The sequence below is a fragment of the Enterobacter sp. A103 genome, assembly GCF_034427535.1.
GTDB lineage: Bacteria > Pseudomonadota > Gammaproteobacteria > Enterobacterales > Enterobacteriaceae > Enterobacter > Enterobacter asburiae_B.
The window spans coordinates 42,568-61,688 of sequence record NZ_JAXQPQ010000009.1; the positions used below are offsets into that span (position 1 = coordinate 42,568).

At 56.2% G+C, this 19,121-nt stretch carries 13 protein-coding genes; 3 read left to right on the forward strand and 10 right to left on the reverse strand.

Annotated features, from left to right (window positions below):
• Nucleotides 1-157: 157 nt before the first annotated feature.
• The gene (locus tag SPH27_RS19020; protein WP_182071555.1) at nucleotides 158-982 is read left to right on the forward strand and encodes a MurR/RpiR family transcriptional regulator; all 825 of its coding nucleotides are present in this window, start codon (nucleotides 158-160) and stop codon (nucleotides 980-982) included.
• A gap of 358 nt (nucleotides 983-1,340) precedes the next feature.
• Nucleotides 1,341-2,450 (forward strand): SDR family oxidoreductase, encoded by a 1,110-nt coding sequence (locus SPH27_RS19025; protein WP_182071554.1) that lies wholly within the window; start codon nucleotides 1,341-1,343, stop codon nucleotides 2,448-2,450.
• Between the two features lie 53 nt (nucleotides 2,451-2,503).
• On the opposite strand, the gene eno is transcribed toward SPH27_RS19025, so the two are convergent.
• The 5 genes from eno to rlmD all read right to left on the reverse strand — a co-directional run bounded on the left by eno (nucleotide 2,504) and on the right by rlmD (nucleotide 10,186).
• A complete protein-coding gene (eno, locus tag SPH27_RS19030; protein ID WP_023309012.1) occupies nucleotides 2,504-3,802 on the reverse strand; it encodes a phosphopyruvate hydratase in 1,299 nt (432 codons plus the stop codon).
• Between the two features lie 82 nt (nucleotides 3,803-3,884).
• The gene (gene pyrG, locus SPH27_RS19035; RefSeq protein ID WP_023309013.1) at nucleotides 3,885-5,522 is read right to left on the reverse strand and encodes a glutamine hydrolyzing CTP synthase; all 1,638 of its coding nucleotides are present in this window, start codon (nucleotides 5,520-5,522) and stop codon (nucleotides 3,885-3,887) included.
• Between the two features lie 223 nt (nucleotides 5,523-5,745).
• Nucleotides 5,746-6,537 (reverse strand): nucleoside triphosphate pyrophosphohydrolase, encoded by a 792-nt coding sequence (mazG, locus tag SPH27_RS19040; RefSeq protein WP_039263346.1) that lies wholly within the window; start codon nucleotides 6,535-6,537, stop codon nucleotides 5,746-5,748.
• A 67-nt stretch (nucleotides 6,538-6,604) separates the two neighbouring features.
• Nucleotides 6,605-8,836, reverse strand: a complete 2,232-nt coding sequence (gene relA, locus SPH27_RS19045; protein ID WP_023309015.1) for a GTP diphosphokinase — start codon at nucleotides 8,834-8,836, stop codon at nucleotides 6,605-6,607.
• A 51-nt stretch (nucleotides 8,837-8,887) separates the two neighbouring features.
• Entirely contained in the window at nucleotides 8,888-10,186 is a 1,299-nt protein-coding gene (rlmD, locus tag SPH27_RS19050; RefSeq protein WP_182071553.1) for a 23S rRNA (uracil(1939)-C(5))-methyltransferase RlmD, read from the reverse strand.
• A 57-nt stretch (nucleotides 10,187-10,243) separates the two neighbouring features.
• On the opposite strand from rlmD, the gene barA reads away from it, so the two are divergent.
• A complete protein-coding gene (gene barA / locus SPH27_RS19055; protein WP_047059997.1) occupies nucleotides 10,244-13,003 on the forward strand; it encodes a two-component sensor histidine kinase BarA in 2,760 nt (919 codons plus the stop codon).
• Nucleotides 13,004-13,098: 95 nt separating this feature from the next.
• On the opposite strand, the gene SPH27_RS19060 is transcribed toward barA, so the two are convergent.
• The 5 genes from SPH27_RS19060 to SPH27_RS19080 form a co-directional block, all read right to left on the reverse strand.
• Nucleotides 13,099-14,238, reverse strand: coding sequence for a glycerate kinase (locus SPH27_RS19060; RefSeq protein WP_182071552.1), 1,140 nt, complete (start codon nucleotides 14,236-14,238; stop codon nucleotides 13,099-13,101).
• Between the two features lie 77 nt (nucleotides 14,239-14,315).
• A complete protein-coding gene (gene gudD / locus SPH27_RS19065) occupies nucleotides 14,316-15,653 on the reverse strand; it encodes a glucarate dehydratase (protein ID WP_182071551.1) in 1,338 nt (445 codons plus the stop codon).
• Between the two features lie 15 nt (nucleotides 15,654-15,668).
• Entirely contained in the window at nucleotides 15,669-17,009 is a 1,341-nt protein-coding gene (locus SPH27_RS19070) for an enolase C-terminal domain-like protein (protein ID WP_182071583.1), read from the reverse strand.
• Nucleotides 17,009-18,364: a galactarate/glucarate/glycerate transporter GudP gene (gudP, locus tag SPH27_RS19075; protein WP_023309021.1), complete on the reverse strand. Its 1,356-nt coding sequence runs from the start codon at nucleotides 18,362-18,364 to the stop codon at nucleotides 17,009-17,011. Before gudP ends, SPH27_RS19070 begins: the two co-directional genes overlap by 1 nt.
• Before the next feature lie 295 nt (nucleotides 18,365-18,659).
• Nucleotides 18,660-19,109: a flavodoxin gene (locus SPH27_RS19080; RefSeq protein WP_029741558.1), complete on the reverse strand. Its 450-nt coding sequence runs from the start codon at nucleotides 19,107-19,109 to the stop codon at nucleotides 18,660-18,662.
• Between the last annotated feature and the right edge of the window lie 12 nt (nucleotides 19,110-19,121).

The following is a 19,121-nucleotide window of genomic DNA, read 5'->3' on the forward strand; positions in this document are numbered from 1 at the left end:
CTCCCCGTTAAACGATGAAAATTTTTACCACATAAACATCACCAAGTGAAAATTATCATCAAAAACCAGGAAGCCGATCATACTTTTTCAAAATGACTGGCATCTTTCCCCTCCTTTCCGCCACACTAGTCGCAGCGAAACACATTAAGGACGTGGCATGTCGGACCATGAAAATCTGCTGCTGAAGCTCCGCCAGGAGGCTTCCGGGTACAGCCCAACGCAACAAAAACTCGGTGAGTTTGTCCTCAGCGATCCTGCCCGGGTGCTCTACCTGACGATCACTGAACTGGCGCGCGAGAGCCGCACCAGCGAAGCCAGCGTCACGCGCCTTTGCCGGACGCTGGGCTGCAAGGGCTATAACGAATTTAAAATGGCGCTTGCGCTGGATATTCAGCAGGGCCAGCCCGCGCGTCAGGCGGGGGATGAGATTGATAACGTCGTGGATGAGTCGGTGCAGGCTTTGCAGGATACCGCCAGACTCCTCGACCGCGCGCTGCTTGAAAAAGCGGCGCTGGCGCTGCATCAGGCGCAATCCGTGCAGATTTATGGCGTCGCGGCCAGCGCGATCCTCGGGGAGTATCTGCATTACAAGCTGCTGCGGCTGGGCAAACCCGCACAGCTGTTTAGCGATATGCACCGTGCGGCCATGAATGCGACAACGCTTTCGAAAGATACGCTGGTTGTGGCCATCTCCAGTTCGGGTTCAACGCGGGATTTACTCCACGTGGTGAAGCTTGCCCGCAAGCGCGGCGTTAAGGTTCTGGCGCTCAGCAATACGCCCCGCAGCCCGCTGGCGTCTCTGAGCGACATGCAGCTGGTTGCCGCCAAACCAGAAGGCCCTCTAAGTGCAGGCGCGCTCAATGCTAAGGTTGGAGTGATGCTGCTGGTCGAGCTGTTGACCACGTCCATGATTGCGCTGGATGGTCATTACGGCGACGTTAGCCAGCAAACAGCCAGCGCCACGCTTCCCCTTTTGCTCTGAAAATCATTCGCAGGCTAAATAAATCGGCCTGCGACTTATGTTGTCTGATTTGAGTTAAGGGGTATTTAAAACATTTATTCGATAAATGTTTGGTGTAACAAATTATTATATTTATTACATTTTGAATTACGTTCACCATTCGGCACAGACCTCATAAAAACATTTAAATTCAATTAGTTAAAATTTAAATCTTAATAGAGTGAATTTTTACCCTTGTGATACTGTCCAATATATCCACCTGATTTCCTTTCCTTAAAATAAGCTTAAGACGCCATTGATTTCGGCGTTTTATTATTTAAATGCCGTTTACTTTTGCACGCCTACAATCCGCCTCATCAATCATAATGAGACGGTATTAATGAAGATGTTATTGATTACAGGCGTGACCGGATTTCTGGGCGGTGCAGTTCTTGAAAAAATCCTGACCAGCGATCAACCCGCAAAACTCCTTTTGCTTGCGCGCGCCAGCGATCCGCAGAGCGGGCTGGATCGCGTGCTGGAGAACATGCGCAAGTTCAACGTTCCCGAGGACAAACTGGCCTCACTGGGCGTGGATAATATCCTGATTGGCGACCTCAGCCAGCCGGATGCCTTCCTGAACGATCCCCGTCTGGATCGGGTCACGCACGTGATTAACTGTGCGGCCGTCGCCTCATTTGGTAATAACCCGCTGATCTGGAAGGTCAACGTTGAAGGTACGCTCGCGCTGGCGCGCCGTATGGAGCAGGTTACAGGACTGCAGCGTTTCCTCCACGTCGGCACCGCAATGTCATGCACGCCGGAGCAGGATTCACTGGTCGCCGAAAGCGCTGAATTCAGAGAGAATGCTGAACACCTGGTGGAATACACGTTTTCGAAGTCAACCATCGAACAGCTGATGCGCCAGGAGTGCCCTAACCTGCCGCTGCTCATCGCCCGTCCGTCCATCGTTGTCGGCCATACCCGTCACGGCTGCACGCCGTCGAGCAGCATTTTCTGGGTCTTTAGCATGGGCCTGATGCTGCAGAAGTTTATGTGCTCAATGGAAGACCGGATTGACGTTGTTCCGGTGGATTATTGCGCCGACGCGATGTTAATGCTGCTCAACAGCAATGCTCGTCCGGGAGAAGTGGTGCACATTTCTGCGGGAGAAGAGAACAGCGTTCGCTTTGCGGATATCGATCAGGCAATGGCGCAGGCGCTGGAGAAAGCCCCCGTCGGGGATAAATATGCGCAGGTTAGCTACGAAACGCTGGTCAGAATGCGCCGTGAGCTGAAACATATTTTTGGGCCGTGCAACGAACGTCTGATGCTGAAAGCCATGCGTTTATACGGTGCATTTGCCACGCTTAACGTGCGCTTCAGCAACGATAAACTGCTGAGCATGGGGATGCCGAAGCCGCCCCGGTTTACGGATTACATCGCCCGCTGCGTGCAAACCACCCAGGGGCTGACCATTCCGGAGCAAATGGCGGTCGATTTTAAATAGCTAAAAAAAATGCCAGTCATTCGACTGGCATTTTCATTTTAAGGCTTAAGCAATTATGCCTGGCCTTTGATCTCTTTCAGACCGTTGTATGGTGCTTTTTCGCCCAGCGCTTCTTCGATACGAATCAGCTGGTTGTATTTAGCAACACGGTCAGAACGGCTCATAGAACCGGTTTTGATCTGGCCTGCAGCGGTACCTACAGCCAGGTCGGCAATGGTAGCGTCTTCAGTTTCGCCAGAACGGTGAGAGATAACAGCGGTGTAGCCAGCGTCTTTCGCCATTTTGATCGCAGCCAGAGTTTCGGTCAGAGAACCGATCTGGTTGAATTTGATCAGGATGGAGTTAACGATGCCTTTCTCGATGCCTTCTTTCAGGATCTTGGTGTTGGTTACGAACAGGTCGTCACCAACCAGCTGGATTTTGTCGCCCAGTACTTTAGTCTGGTATGCGAAGCCAGCCCAGTCAGACTCGTCCAGACCGTCTTCGATAGACACGATTGGGTACTGTTTGGTCAGGTCTTCCAGGAAGTGAGTGAACTCTTCGGAGGTGAACGCTTTGTTGCCTTCGCCAGCCAGAACGTATTTACCGTCTTTGTAGAATTCAGATGCTGCACAGTCCATCGCCAGGGTGATGTCTTTGCCCAGCTCGTAGCCAGCAGCTTTAACTGCTTCTGCGATAACGGCCAGTGCTTCTGCGTTAGAACCCAGGTTTGGCGCATAGCCACCTTCGTCACCAACAGCAGTGTTCATACCTTTAGCTTTCAGAACTTTAGCCAGGTTGTGGAACACTTCAGAACCCATACGTACCGCTTCTTTCAGGGATTTCGCGCCAACTGGCTGAATCATGAATTCCTGAATATCAACGTTGTTGTCTGCGTGCTCACCACCGTTGATGATGTTCATCATTGGTACAGGCATGGAGTATTTGCCTGGGGTGCCGTTCAGTTCAGCGATGTGCTCGAACAGTGGCATACCTTTCGCAGCAGCAGCCGCTTTGGCGTTCGCCAGAGAAACTGCCAGGATTGCGTTCGCACCGAAGTTAGATTTGTTTTCAGTACCGTCCAGATCGATCATGATCTTGTCGATGCCAGCCTGGTCTTTGGCGTCTTTGCCAAGGATTGCCTGAGCAATCGGACCGTTTACAGCGCCAACCGCTTTCAGTACGCCTTTGCCCAGGAAGCGGGATTTGTCGCCATCGCGCAGTTCCAGCGCTTCGCGAGAACCAGTAGAAGCACCTGATGGAGCAGCAGCCATACCAACGAAACCACCTTCCAGGTGAACTTCGGCTTCAACGGTCGGGTTACCACGGGAGTCGATGATTTCACGACCGATGACTTTAACGATTTTGGACATTAGATTTTCCTCAGTACAAGTTAAACTAAAACTCCAGACAAACAACGCGTACCAAAGGTACGCGTTGCCGTTCTAACTTTTTTTACTTCGCCTGACGCTTCTGGTAGTCGCTGGCGGCCTTCACGAAGCCTGCAAACAGCGGATGCCCGTCACGTGGCGTTGAAGTAAATTCCGGGTGGAACTGGCAGGCGACAAACCACGGATGGTTTGGCACTTCAATGATCTCGACTAACTGATCATCCCCGGAGCGGCCCGCAACACGCAGGCCCGCGGCTTCAATAGGTTTCAACAACATGTTGTTGACTTCATAGCGGTGACGATGGCGCTCGGTGATGACCGGCTCGCCGTACAGCTTGCGAACCACGCTATCGTCAGACAACTGGCAGGCCTGTGCGCCAAGACGCATGGTGCCACCCAGATCGCTCTTCTCGGTACGGACTTCGACGTTACCTTCTTCGTCACGCCATTCAGTGATAAGCGCCACAACAGGGTACTTACAGTCTGGCACAAATTCCGTAGAGTTCGCGTTTTCCATTCCCGCTACGTTGCGCGCAAATTCGATCAGCGCAACCTGCATACCCAGACAGATGCCGAGGTATGGAATATTGTTTTCACGCGCATAGCGCGCGGTAGCGATCTTACCTTCTACACCACGGTAGCCGAAGCCGCCAGGGATGAGGATAGCATCCAGATCTTTCAGGATTTCAACGCCACGCGTTTCAACATCCTGCGAATCAATCAGCTTGATGTTCACGGAAACACGGTTCTTCAGACCACCGTGTTTCAGCGCTTCGATCACTGACTTATAGGCATCCGGCAGTTCAATGTATTTGCCGACCATACCGATAGTCACTTCCCCTGCCGGGTTGGCTTCTTCATAAATAACCTGTTCCCATTCAGACAGGTTCGCTTCCGGACAGTTCAAGCTGAATCGTTTACAAATATAATCGTCCAGGCCCTGAGATTTCAACAGGCCCGGGATTTTATAAATGGAATCGACATCTTTCATTGAAATAACGGCTTTTTCAGGCACGTTACAGAACAATGCAATTTTCGCACGTTCGTTCGCCGGAACCGCACGATCGGAGCGGCAAACCAGGATATCTGGCTGAATACCAATGGAGAGCAGCTCTTTCACAGAGTGCTGAGTCGGCTTGGTTTTCACTTCACCTGCGGCGGCCATGTACGGCACCAGAGTCAGGTGCATGAACAGCGCGTGCTCACGGCCAATATCTACCGCCAGCTGACGAATCGCTTCCAGGAATGGCAGGGATTCGATATCACCCACGGTACCGCCGATTTCAACCAGCACCACGTCGTGGCCTTCGCCACCCGCAACAATGCGTTCTTTGATTGCGTTAGTGATGTGCGGGATAACCTGAACGGTTGCACCAAGATAGTCACCACGGCGCTCTTTACGCAGAACGTCGGAGTAGATGCGGCCAGTCGTGAAGTTGTTACGACGGGTCATTTTGGTGCGGATGAAACGCTCGTAGTGGCCAAGATCCAGATCGGTTTCAGCGCCGTCTTCAGTAACGAACACTTCCCCGTGTTGGATTGGGCTCATGGTGCCTGGATCGACGTTGATGTACGGATCCAGTTTCATCATGGTCACATTGAGGCCACGGGCTTCAAGAATGGCTGCGAGGGAGGCTGCGGCAATGCCTTTACCCAGAGAGGATACGACCCCGCCGGTCACAAAAATATAGTTCGTTGTCATGCTGAACCTGAGAAGTTAGGGTGAAACGATGGAATAACCAGGACGGGAAAGTAGTATACCCGAACACGGCGAGCGCCACAAACTTTCATTCTCCGTCTCCATTCCAGGCCATGACAAACATAAGGAGTGAGAAAATAGCCCCTTTTGGGTAAATGTTTTTGACGCAAATCAAGCGCTTGTCATTTAAAAAATCACACAAATTGCGCTTGATCGCAAAATCTCGTTAGAGATCAGATTCCTGGCGCTTTACTTCCTGCCAGACTTCTTCCATTGCCTCGAGGTCAATTCCGCTCATTTCCAGGCCTCGCGAGGCGACAATCCGCTCAACTTCGCGAAAGCGTCGTTCGAATTTTAGGTTGGCTTTTTGCAGGGCGGTTTCCGCTTTTACACCCAGATGGCGAGAAAGGTTGACGGTTGCAAACAGCAGGTCGCCCATCTCCTCCTCAAGCTTTGCTTCATCCACCACCGCCTGCTGCGCTTCGTGCATGACTTCGTCAATCTCTTCGTGCACTTTATCCAGCACCGGGCCGAGGGAGGTCCAGTCAAAACCGACGGCGGAGCAGCGTTTCTGGATTTTATGCGCGCGCATCAGCGCGGGCAGGCTCAGCGGAATATCATCCAGCGCCGAGTGCTGGGATTTTTCCGCCCGCTCGGCGCTTTTGATCTGCTCCCAGCGGGCCAGCACCTCAGCGCTGTTCTCTGCGGTGGCATCGCCGAAGATATGGGGATGACGGCGCTCAAGCTTGTCGCTAATGGCAGCGCAGATATCGTCAAAGTTAAAGCGCCCCTCTTCCTGCGCCATTTGCGCATAGAACACCACCTGGAACAGCAGGTCGCCCAGCTCGCCGCGCAGGTCGTCAAAATCTTCGCGGGAAATGGCGTCCAGCACCTCGTAGGTTTCTTCGAGGGTATAAGGCGCAATGGTGGCGAAAGTCTGCTCTTTGTCCCACGGGCAGCCGTTTTCCGGGTCGCGCAGGCGTTTCATGATGCCGAGCAGGCGGTCGATTTGAGTCATAGTGTTTTCCATTAAAAAAACAAGCCGGGTGGCGGCAAAGCCTTACCCGGCCTACAGAAGAGTGTGTTTAACCGCCGTGCAGACGACGCGCGTCAATCACATCCGGCACCTGGTTCAGTTTGCCAAGCACGCGGCCCAGCACCTGCAGGTTGTAGATTTCGATGGTCATATCGATGGTGGCAAGCTGCTCGCGGGTATCGCTGCGGCTGGCGACGCCCAGCACGTTGACCTTCTCGTTGGCGAGAATGGTCGTGATGTCGCGCAGCAGGCCGCTGCGGTCGTTGGCAGTGACGCGCACCACCAGCGAGTAGCCGGCAGAATAGCTCTCACCCCAGACCGCTTCCACGATGCGCTCCGGCGCATGCGACTGCAGCTCGGCAAGCTGGTCGCAGTCGGAACGGTGAATCGAAATCCCGCGTCCCTGAGTGATAAAGCCGACGATATCGTCGCCCGGAATAGGCTGACAGCAGCGGGCGATGTGGTGCATCAGGTTGCCCACGCCCTCGACTACCACGCGGCCGTTGTCTTTGCTGCGCTGCTGCGGCGCATAGGTTTTCTGCTGCAGCTGCTTCAGCGCCGCCGCGTCCTGCTCTGCCGCGCTTGGCTTATTGAACTGCGCCTGCAGGAAGTTCACCATCTGATTCAGACGGATATCACCGCCGCCAATGGCCGCTAGCAGCTCGTCAAGCTCGTTGAAGTTGTAGCGCGGCAGCAGGAATTTCTCCGCCTCTTTCAGGCTTATCCCGATATGCTCCAGCTCGTCGTCAAGGATCTGGCGGCCGGCAAGGATGTTCTTGTCACGATCCTGTTTACGGAACCAGGCGTGAATTTTCGAGCGCCCGCGGCTGGTGGTGACGTAGCCCAGGTTCGGGTTAAGCCAGTCACGGCTCGGGTTGGGCTGCTTCTGGGTAATGATTTCAATCTGGTCACCCATCTGCAGCTGATAGGTGAACGGTACGATACGTCCGCCAATTTTCGCCCCGATGCAGCGGTGCCCCACATCGCTGTGGATGTGGTAGGCAAAATCGAGCGGCGTAGAGCCCGCCGGCAGGTCAACAACGTCCCCTTTTGGGGTAAAGACGTAGACGCGATCGTCAAAGACCTGGCTGCGCACTTCGTCGAGCATCTCGCCGGAGTCGGCCATCTCTTCCTGCCACGCAATCAGCTTGCGCAGCCAGGCAATGCGGTCTTCGTGGCCAGAACGCGCTCCGCCGGAGGTACCTTCTTTGTATTTCCAGTGCGCGGCCACGCCCAGCTCGGCGTCCTCGTGCATCTGTTTGGTGCGGATCTGAATCTCGACCGTTTTGCCGCCAGGGCCAAGCACAACGGTATGGATAGACTGATAGCCGTTCGGTTTGGGGTTGGCGACATAGTCATCGAACTCATCGGGCAGATGACGGAAGTGAGTGTGTACTATCCCCAGCGCGGCGTAGCAGTCCTGCAGACGCTCCGCCACGATACGCACGGCGCGCACGTCAAACAGCTCGTCAAACGCGAGGTGTTTCTTCTGCATTTTGCGCCAGATGCTGTAGATATGCTTAGGCCGGCCGTAGACTTCGGCGCGCACGTTCTCTTCTTTCATCGCCTGGCGCAGGCCGCCGACAAATTCCTCGATATAGTGCTCGCGGTCGATACGGCGTTCATGAAGGAGTTTGGCAATACGTTTATATTCCGCCGGGTGCAGATAGCGGAAGCAGTAATCTTCCAGCTCCCATTTCAGCTGACCAATGCCTAAGCGGTTCGCCAGCGGCGCGTAGATATTTGTACACTCTTTGGCCGCCAGCACGCGCTCGTCTTCCGGCGCATCCTTCACCTCACGCAGATGGGCAATCCGCTCGGCAAGCTTGATGACCACGCAGCGGAAATCATCCACCATGGCCAGCAGCATCCGGCGAACGTTATCGACCTGCTCAGAGGAGACGGAATCGGTGTGCGCGGCTTTGAGCTGGCGAATGGCCGCCATATCGCGCACGCCGTGGATCAGCGCGACGACGGATTTCCCGACGCTGTCGCGCAGCACGTCTTCGCTGACCACGTCCGCATCCGCGAGGGGGAAGAGAAGCGCGGCCTGCAGCGTTTCAATATCCATGTTCAGCATGGATAAGATTTCCACCATCTCCACGCCGCGCCACAGGAGAAGATCGGCGTCGGGATGCCCCTGCGTGGTGCGCAGACAATAGGCCCAGGTTTCGGTTAAGCGTTCACACGACTGCTGGCTGGAAATTCCCAGACTTGCGATCCATTTTTGTGGGTCAAATTCCCCAGCTTTATTGAGATGTGCACTTCTTACCGCAACCATTGTCCTCTCCTTTAGGGACTTGGGCCTGTCGAAGTCGACAAGCCAAACAAATTAGATGTGCTCGAACAACACCATCGATTCCAGATGTCCAGTGTGCGGGAACATGTCCAGCATTGCCAGACGCTGAATCTGGTAACCCGCGCTGATTAATGCCTCGCTGTCCCGGGCAAGCGTTGCCGGGTTACAGGAAACATAGACCACACGCTTCGGCGCGAGTTTAATAATATGTGCCATCACACCCGGGGCACCGGCACGCGCCGGGTCGAGCAAAATTTTATCAAAGCCCTGTTTTGCCCACGGCTGTTGGGTGACATCTTCTTCAAGATTTTGATGAAAGAATGTCACATTTTGCAAGCCGTTCTGCTGCGCGTTCTCTTGCCCTTTAGCCACCAGCGCCTCGACGCCTTCCACGCCGACGACGCTGGCCGCTTTTTGCGCCAGCGGCAGCGTGAAGTTGCCCATTCCGCAGAACAGGTCGAGCACCCGATCGCTTTTCTGAACATCCAGCCACGTCAGCGCTTTCTCAACCATCAGTTGGTTAACGCCGTCATTCACCTGAATGAAATCCCGCGGGCTGAACGTTAAGCGTAGCCCGTTTGACGCATACCAGGGCGCCTCACCGGTAACCTGCTCAAGTATCTCGCTTTGTGGTGCAAGGAAAAGCGCCAGGTCGTGGGAATGCGAAAAGCGTTCCAGTTTTTCGCGATCTTTTTTCGACAGCGGCGCGGTATGGCGCAGCACCATCAGCGGTCCATTGTTGGCCATGACCAGTTCGACATGCCCGAGGTGGCGAACGCCGTCCAGCCCGGAGAGACAGGTGCGCACCTCCGGAAGCAATGCCTCAAGATGGGGCACCAAAATGGGGCACTGCTGCACATCGACGATGTCACTGGAACCGGCCTTGCGAAACCCCATCTCCAGCCGCGCCGTTTTTGGCTGATAGCTGAGGCTCAGGCGCGCGCGTCGCCGATAGCCCCAGGGCACATCGGCGAGAATTTCGTTAACGTCATGTTTAAGCTGACGCGCCAGCGCGCGGCTTTTGCTTTTTTGCTGTAATTCTGTGCTCGCATGCTGTTGCTGGCAGCCTCCGCAAACGCCAAAATGTGGGCAGCGGGGCTTCACGCGATCCGGGCTATCGTTGAGGCGACGCTTAACCTGTCCGCGCGCGAACTGGCGTTTATCTTCCGTCAGCGTAATTTCTGCTCGTTCTGTCGGCAGTAAACCTGTTATAAACAGAGCCTTACCGTTGTGACGTGCCACTCCCTGACCAAACGGATCGAGGTCCGTGGCTTCAACAGTAATGATTTGACGCGTCGTCACGCGTCGCTTTGCAGAGTAGAATTGCGCCATCGCCGAGATTTTTCTCACATAAACATAATTATCTTAATTGTCCCATAACGGAACGCCATGACCAACTACAGCCTGCGCGCGCGCATGATGATTTTGATCCTCGCCCCCACCGTTCTCATCGGTTTGCTGCTGAGTATCTTCTTTGTTGTGCACCGCTATAACGATTTGCAGCGACAGCTTGAGGATGCAGGCGCCAGCATTATCGAACCGCTTGCCGTTTCCAGCGAGTACGGCATGAACCTGCAAAACCGCGAATCCATTGGCCAGTTAATCAGCGTGCTCCACCGCCGTCACTCGGACATCGTACGCGCCATTTCCGTTTACGACGAACATAACCGCCTGTTTGTCACCTCGAATTTTCATCTCGATCCGGCGGCCCTGAAGATCCCGGACGGTACGCCGTTCCCGCGCCACCTCACCGTCTTGCGGCGCGGCGATATCATGATCCTGCGCACGCCGATCGTGTCGGAAAGCTATTCCCCCGATGAGTCAGCGCAATCCGACGCCAAATCCAGCAACAATATGCTGGGATATGTGGCGCTGGAGCTGGATCTCAAGTCGGTCCGGCTACAACAGTACAAAGAAATTTTTATCTCTGGCGTGATGATGCTGTTCTGCATTGGCATTGCGCTGATCTTCGGCTGGCGCCTGATGCGCGACGTGACGGGCCCCATCCGCAACATGGTTAATACGGTTGACCGCATCCGCCGGGGACAGCTCGACAGCCGGGTGGAAGGGTTTATGCTGGGCGAGCTGGACATGCTGAAGAACGGCATCAACTCAATGGCCATGTCGCTCGCGGCGTATCACGAAGAGATGCAGCACAACGTTGACCAGGCGACGTCCGACCTGCGCGAAACGCTGGAGCAGATGGAGATCCAGAACGTTGAGCTGGATCTGGCGAAAAAGCGCGCCCAGGAAGCGGCACGTATTAAGTCGGAATTCCTGGCCAATATGTCGCACGAGCTGCGTACGCCGCTCAATGGCGTGATCGGCTTTACCCGCCTGACGCTGAAAAGCGAGCTTAACCCGACTCAGCGCGATCACCTGCACACCATTGAACGTTCGGCTAACAACCTGCTGGCGATCATCAACGACGTGCTGGACTTCTCCAAGCTGGAAGCGGGCAAGCTGATCCTGGAAAGCATTCCGTTCCCGCTGCGCAGTACGCTCGATGAGGTGGTGACGCTGCTCGCGCACTCGTCGCACGACAAGGGCCTTGAGCTGACGCTCAACATTAAAAACGACGTGCCGGATAACGTCATTGGCGATCCGCTGCGCCTGCAGCAGGTCATTACCAACCTTGTCGGGAATGCGATTAAATTCACCGAAAGCGGTAACATTGACATTCTGGTAGAAAAACGCTCTATCAGCAGCAATAAGGTGCAGATTGAAGTCCAGATCCGCGATACCGGCATCGGTATTCCTGAGCGGGATCAGTCGCGTCTGTTCCAGGCGTTCCGTCAGGCGGACGCCAGTATCTCCCGCCGTCATGGCGGTACCGGCCTGGGGCTGGTGATCACGCAGCGCCTGGTGAACGAGATGGGCGGCGATATCTCTTTCCACAGCCAGCCGAACCGCGGTTCAACCTTCTGGTTCCACATTAATCTGGACCTCAATCCGAACGTTTTGACCGATGGCCCGGTGACGGACTGCCTGAAAGGCAAGCGCCTGGCCTACGTCGAACCTAACGCGGCGGCAGCGCAGTGTGCGCTCGATATTTTAAGCACCACGCCGCTGGAGGTAGTTTACAGCCCAACCTTCTCAGCGCTTGCCGTTGAGCATTACGATATTCTGCTGATGGGGATCCCGGTCACCTTCACCGGCGAACTGACCATGCAGCAGGAGCGGCTGGCGAAAGCCGCCTCAATGACCGACTATCTGCTGCTGGCGCTACCCTGCCATGCCCAGATTAATGCAGAGGAGTTGAAAAACGACGGAGCCGCCGCGTGTCTGCTTAAGCCGCTCACCTCAACCCGCCTCCTGCCCGCGCTCACGGAGTATTGCCGTCTTAGCCAGCATGCTCTCCCTCTGATTAACGACGAGCAAAAATTGCCGATGAGCGTGATGGCGGTGGATGATAATCAGGCCAACCTGAAGCTGATTGGCGCATTGCTTGAGGACCAGGTTCAGCACGTTGAGCTCTGCACCAGCGGCGCGCAGGCGGTTGAACAGGCGAAGCAGATGCAGTTCGATTTAATCCTGATGGATATTCAGATGCCGGGCATGGATGGCATTCGGGCCTGCGAGCTGATCCACCAGCTGCCGCACCAGCAGCAAACCCCGGTCATTGCGGTCACCGCGCACGCGATGGCCGGTCAGAAAGAGAAGCTGCTGAGCGCCGGAATGAATGACTATCTGGCGAAGCCCATCGATGAAGAGAAACTTCATAACCTGCTGTTACGCTATAAGCCGGGTCACATTGGCGGGACGTACACGGTTTCCAGCGAGCCGGTTGAAATCAGCGTTAACCAGAACGCCACCTTTGACTGGCAGCTCGCGCTGCGCCAGGCGGCAGGTAAACCCGATTTAGCCCGCGAAATGCTGCAAATGCTGGTCGCGTTTCTGCCGGAAATTCGCAATAAGGTAGAAGAGCAGCTGGTGGGTGAAAATCCGGAAGCGCTGCTGGAAGCGATCCACAAGCTGCACGGCAGCTGCGGGTACAGCGGCGTGCCGCGGCTGAAAAACCTCTGCCAGCTGCTGGAGCAGCAGCTGCGTGCCGGCACGCCGGAATCGGAGCTTGAACCGGAGTTTCTGGAGCTGCTGGATGAGATGGATAACGTAACGCGCGAAGCGACGAAGTTGCTGGGAAGCTGAGATAAAAGCCCGGTGGCGCTACGCTTACCGGGCCTATGATTGCGGGTGCGGCCTGATGCCCTCACCCCGCCCCTCTCCCTCAGGGAGAGGGATAACTACATTCCCTGCCCCACCTTCAGTACCGCCGCGATATTCCTGGCGGCCATCCTGACGTTCTCGCTGGCATTTTCCAGCGCATCCTCCAGTGAGCAGATGGTGTAGATCACGCTAAACACCGCATCAATGCCGTGATCGTGTACCACGCCAACGTCCGCCGTCAGGCTGCCTGCAATGCCGATGACGGGTTTGTTAAAGCGTTTCGCCACTTTCGCCACGCCCACCGGGACTTTGCCGTGGATCGTCTGGCTGTCGATGCGGCCTTCTCCCGTGATCACCAGATCCGCATCGGCCACATGGTCGGCCAGGTGTAGCGCATCGGTCACGATCTCAATGCCCTGGCGCAGCTGCGCGCCGCAAAAGGCGTACAGCGCGGCCCCCATGCCACCCGCCGCGCCGCCGCCAGCCAGGTTTAGCACATCGATATCCAGATCCCGGGCAATGACTCTCGCATACTGCGCCAGCGCGTTGTCCAGGGTGACGATCATCTCGGGAGTGGCCCCCTTTTGCGGACCAAATACGGCTGATGCGCCATCCTTTCCGGTGAGCGGATTCGTCACATCACAGGCGACCTCAATCCGGCACTCCGCCAGACGTCTGTCCAGCCCGCTCAGGTCGATACGCGCGAGTTTTCCCAGCTCGCCCCCGCCCTGCCCAAGGGGCTGCCCGCTGTCGTCCAGCAGCTTTGCCCCCAGCGCCTGCACCATCCCTGCCCCGCCGTCATTGGTGGCGCTGCCGCCAATGCCGATGATGATATGCTTAACGCCTGCGTCCAGCGCGTGACGAATAAGTTCGCCCGTGCCCCACGAGGTGGTTTTCAGGGGATTACGCTGCGAAGGAACGACCAGCTCCAGGCCGCTTGCCGCCGCCATTTCAATAAAGGCACTTTGCTCGTCACCGGATAAGCCATAAAATCCTTCCACGCGCTCACCCAGCGGGCCGGTCACCGGAACATGCACAATGCGTCCCTGCGTTGCCGCGATCATCGCCTCAACCGTCCCTTCGCCACCGTCCGCGACCGGCAGTTTGACGTAAACCGCCTCGGGAAAGATCTCGCGAAAACCACGTTCTATCGCTGTCGCAACCTCAAGCGCACTCAAACTTTCCTTATACGAGTCCGGTGCGATAACAATTTTCATAAGCCATCCTTACGCATAGTCGTTACGTTAAGCATACACCACGTAAAAGACCGCTTGTGGGAGCGGTCCCAATGCGTTTATCGTACCATGCACGGGCGTTTATTGTCGAATGTCCAGTCGGGGATCAGATACTGCATCGCCATGGCGTCGTCACGGGCGCCCAGACCGTGTTTTTGATACAGCTCATGGGCTTTCATGACCTGGTCCATATCCAGCTCAACCCCCAGCCCCGGCGTGGAAGGCACCTGCACCATGCCACCTTTGATCTCAAACGGCTGCTTAGTCAGACGCTGATTACCCTCCTGCCAGATCCAGTGCGTGTCGATAGCGGTAATCGTGCCCGGCGCGGCGGCGGCAACGTGCGTGAACATCGCCAGCGACACGTCGAAGTGGTTATTAGAGTGCGAGCCCCAGGTCAGGCCAAACTCGTGGCACATTTGCGCCACGCGCACCGACCCCTGCATCGTCCAGAAGTGCGGGTCCGCCAGCGGAATATCGACGGACTGCAATGACAGGGTGTGTCCCATCTGACGCCAGTCGGTGGCAATCATATTGGTCGCGGTCGGCAGCCCCGTGGCGCGACGGAACTCCGCCATAACTTCACGGCCCGAGAAGCCCTGTTCAGCCCCACACGGATCTTCCGCATACGCCAGCACGCCTTTCAGCTGCTTGCCAATTTTGATCGCTTCATCTAGCGACCACGCGCCGTTCGGATCCAGCGTCACGCGGGCCTGCGGGAAACGTTTTGCCAGCGCGGTAACGGCTTCCGCCTCTTCCTCACCTGCCAGCACGCCGCCCTTCAGTTTGAAATCGTTAAAGCCATATTTTTCGTACGCGGCTTCCGCCAGGCGCACCACCGCATCCGGGGTCATCGCCTCGTCGTGGCGAAGTCGGTACCAGTCGCATTGTTCATCCGGCTGGCTCTGATAAGGCAATGGCGTCAGCCTGCGGTCGCCGACAAAGAACAGATAGCCCAGCATTTCCACTTCGCTGCGCTGCTGACCCTCGCCCAGCAGCGACGCAACGTTGACGCCCAGATGCTGACCCAGCAGATCCAGCAACGCGGATTCAATCCCGGTCACCACGTGGATGGTGGTGCGCAGATCGAAAGTCTGCAGGCCACGCCCTCCGGCATCGCGATCGGCAAAGGTGTTACGCACGGTGTTGAGGACATTTTTATACTCACCCAGCGTTTTGCCTACCACCAGCGGAATGGCATCTTCCAGCGTCTGGCGGATTTTCTCCCCGCCCGGAATTTCGCCCACGCCCGTATGCCCGGAATTGTCTTTGATAATGACAATATTGCGGGTGAAGAATGGCGCATGCGCGCCGCTCAGGTTCATCAGCATGCTGTCATGGCCCGCAACCGGAATGATTTGCATGGAAGTGACGACAGGGGTCGTAAAAGTACTCATCGTGTAATCCTTTTATCAGTGACGTCCAAAAACAGGGCGCTTACGGTCAAATGTCCAGCCGGGGATCAGGTACTGCATCGGGCCCGCGTCGTTACGCGCGCCGCCCGGTAGCTTTTTATACGCCTCATGGGCTTTATGGATCTGATCCCAGTCAATCTCCACGCCCAGCCCCGGCGCATCCGGTACGGCAATCTTGCCGTTGATGATTTCCAGCGGATTTTTCGTCAGGCGGGCTTCCCCTTCCTGCCAAATCCAGTGGGTATCGATGGCGGTCGGGTTACCCGGCGCCGCCGCGCCAACGTGGGTAAACATCGCCAGCGAAATATCAAAGTGGTTGTTAGAGTGACAGCCCCAGGTCAGCCCCCAGTCATCGCACAGCTGCGCCACGCGCACTGCGCCTAAAAGCGTCCAGAAGTGAGGGTCCGCCAGCGGTATGTCGACGGCGTTCAGCATCACCGCATGACCCATTTCACGCCAGTTGGTGGCGATCATATTGGTCGCGACAGGCAGCCCGGTGGCGCGGCGAAACTCGGCCATGACTTCACGGCCCGAGAAGCCCTGCTCCGCACCGCAGGGATCTTCCGCATAGGTCAGGACATCCCCCAGCCCCTTGCACAGGCTAATCGCTTCCTCCAGCAGCCAGGCGCCGTTGGGATCGACGGTGATCCGCGCATCAGCAAAGCGTTTTTTCAGCGCCCGGGCCGTATCAATCTCCTGCTCGCCGGGCAGCACGCCGCCCTTCAGCTTGAAATCCTTAAAGCCGTAGCGATCCTGCGCAGCCTCGGCCAGCCGCACCACCGCGTCGCTGGAGAGCGCTTCCTGGTGGCGCAGGCGATACCAGTCGTGATCGCCCGTGGATCGAGCCAGATAGGGGAGATCGGTCTTAGTGCGATCGCCAACGTAGAATAGATAGCCCAGCACGGTAACCGCATCACGCTGTTTGCCGGGCCCCAGCAGCTCGCAAACCGGAACATTGAGCGCCTTACCCAGTAAATCGAGCAGGGCGGCCTCCAGCGCGGCGACCGCGTTGACGCGCAGTTCAAACGTCCAGGCACCTTTACCGAACGTATCAAAGTCTGCCGACTGATTGCCCTTATGCACCCGCTGAACCACCTTGTTCAGACGGGCGACCTCCTGGCCCACCACTTGCGGAATGGCATCGACCAGCGTCTGGTAAATCACCTCTCCGCCCGGGGCCTCGCCCACGCCGGTATTCCCAGCGCTGTCTTTCAGCACGACGATATTACGGGTAAACCAGGCGTTATGTGCCCCGCCGATATTGAGCAGCATGCTGTCCTGCCCGGCCACCGGAATAACCTTCATCTCCGTAACGGTTGGGCTCGATTGCGTTGTCATCATCCACGCTCCGCAACAGGTTTAAGTTCGACGCGTTTGATATCCCCTACCAGCACCAGGTAACTCAGCACCGCCACCAGCGCATGCACACCCACGTAGATTAGCGCACCGTTGAAAGAGCCGGTGGTGCCGACGATGTAGCCGATAGCGATCGGCGTAACAATCCCGGAGATGTTGCCGAACATGTTGAACAGGCCGCCGCTCAGGCCGCTGATCTCTTTCGGTGCCGTATCCGCCATCACCGCCCAGCCCAGCGCGCCAATGCCTTTGCCGAAGAAGGCCATTGCCATAAAGCCGATAATCATCCATTCGGCGTTGACGTAGTTACAGAACACCATGGTCATGGAGAGCAGCATGCCGAGCACAATCGGGGTTTTACGCGCGATGTTCAGCGAGCCGGTACGGCGCATCAGCCAGTCGGAAATCACTCCGCCGAGCACGCCGCCGACGAAGCCGCAAATTGCCGGGACCGACGCGACAAATCCCGCTTTCAGAATCGACATGCCGCGTGCCTGCACCAGGTATACCGGGAACCAGGTGATGAAGAAGTAGGTTAAGGCGTTAATACAGTACTGGCCCAGATAGATACCGATCATCATGCGCGAGCCGACGAGCTGCTTGATCTGCGCCCATTTCTGGCTGAACGGGACTTTTGCTTTTGCGGATTTCTGATCCATATTGATCAGCGCGCCGCCTTCCGCGATGTACTCCAGCTCTTTTTTGTTCACGCCAGGATGCTGATTGGGTTCGTGGATCACTTTCAGCCAGACGAAGCTGATGACGATCCCAAGCCCGCCCATGAAGAAGAAGACGTGCGACCAGCCCACCTCATGCGTCAGCCAGCCCATGATTGGCGCGAAGATCACCGTCGCGAAGTACTGTGCGGAGTTGAAAATCGCCACCGCCGTTCCCCTCTCCTGCGCCGGGAACCAGGCAGCGACAATGCGGCTGTTCCCCGGGAAGGAAGGTGCTTCCGCTAAGCCTACCAGGAAGCGCAGCGTGAAGAGCGCCACGATAATGCCGAAGCCGCTGAAGATATCGACGAAACCCTGCAACAGGGTAAACATCGACCAGATAAAGATAGACCAGAAATAGACGCGTTTAGATCCAAAACGGTCCAGCAGCCAGCCGCCAGGAATTTGTCCGATGACGTAGGCCCATGAGAATGCGGAGAAAACGTAACCCATGCCCACCGGATCAAGGCCGATATCTTTTGCCATTTCCGAACCGGCAATCGACAGCGTGGCGCGGTCACCATAGTTAAAGGATGTGACGATAAACAGCATCACCACTATCCAGTAGCGGGCATTAGTGCGCTTTTCAGCGCTGCTCGCTGCGTGGCTTAATGTACTCATTGTTGCACTCCTGAAACATAGCTTTCGCCTGGTTCATTCTGTACAGCACCGGTAGGGTAATCAGAATGAGATTGGTGTTTTGTCGTTTTGGTACGGCCTGACGCCGTTTTATAGTGACCGGAAAAGTATATGAAGGAGTGCCTCATCACCTCACCGTGCAGAAACACAGTATTAAAGGGTGTATGAGAGGTTGTTTATGGCATAAGCCCAGGGGAATGGAAGGTGGTTCACGGATTTGGCGTTTGGAGCGGGGTGTATCGCCGGGTGGCGGCTATGCCTTACCCGGCCTGGATAACTATTTAAGGAGAGTTGCCCAGTGCTCGACCCATGGGTTCGATTCGCTTTCGGGTTCAGGATGCTCCCCGGCATCAATCAGCAGCATCTCGCCGACGCGCTGAGCGCTCTGCTCCTGCAGGAGCGCATCGAACTGCTTGCCGCCGCCGCAGAAGTTGGCGTAAGAGCTGTCGCCCAGGGCAATGATGCCGTAGTGCACGTCTGGCTGATAGCCAAGCTGGTCTTTAATGCCCTGAAACAGCGGCACGATGCTGTCCGGCAGATCGCCCTGCCCGGTGGTGGAGGTCACCACCAGAATGTATTTATCTTTATACTTTTCCCAGTCTGCCAGTTCCGGGTCTTCATAGACCGTGGCTTTATGGCCCTGGCTGGCGAGTATTGCCTCAGCCTCTTCCGCTACCAGCAGCGAGTTGCCGTACATTGTGCCGACAAAAATGCCTACTTCAGCCATGATATTTTCCCA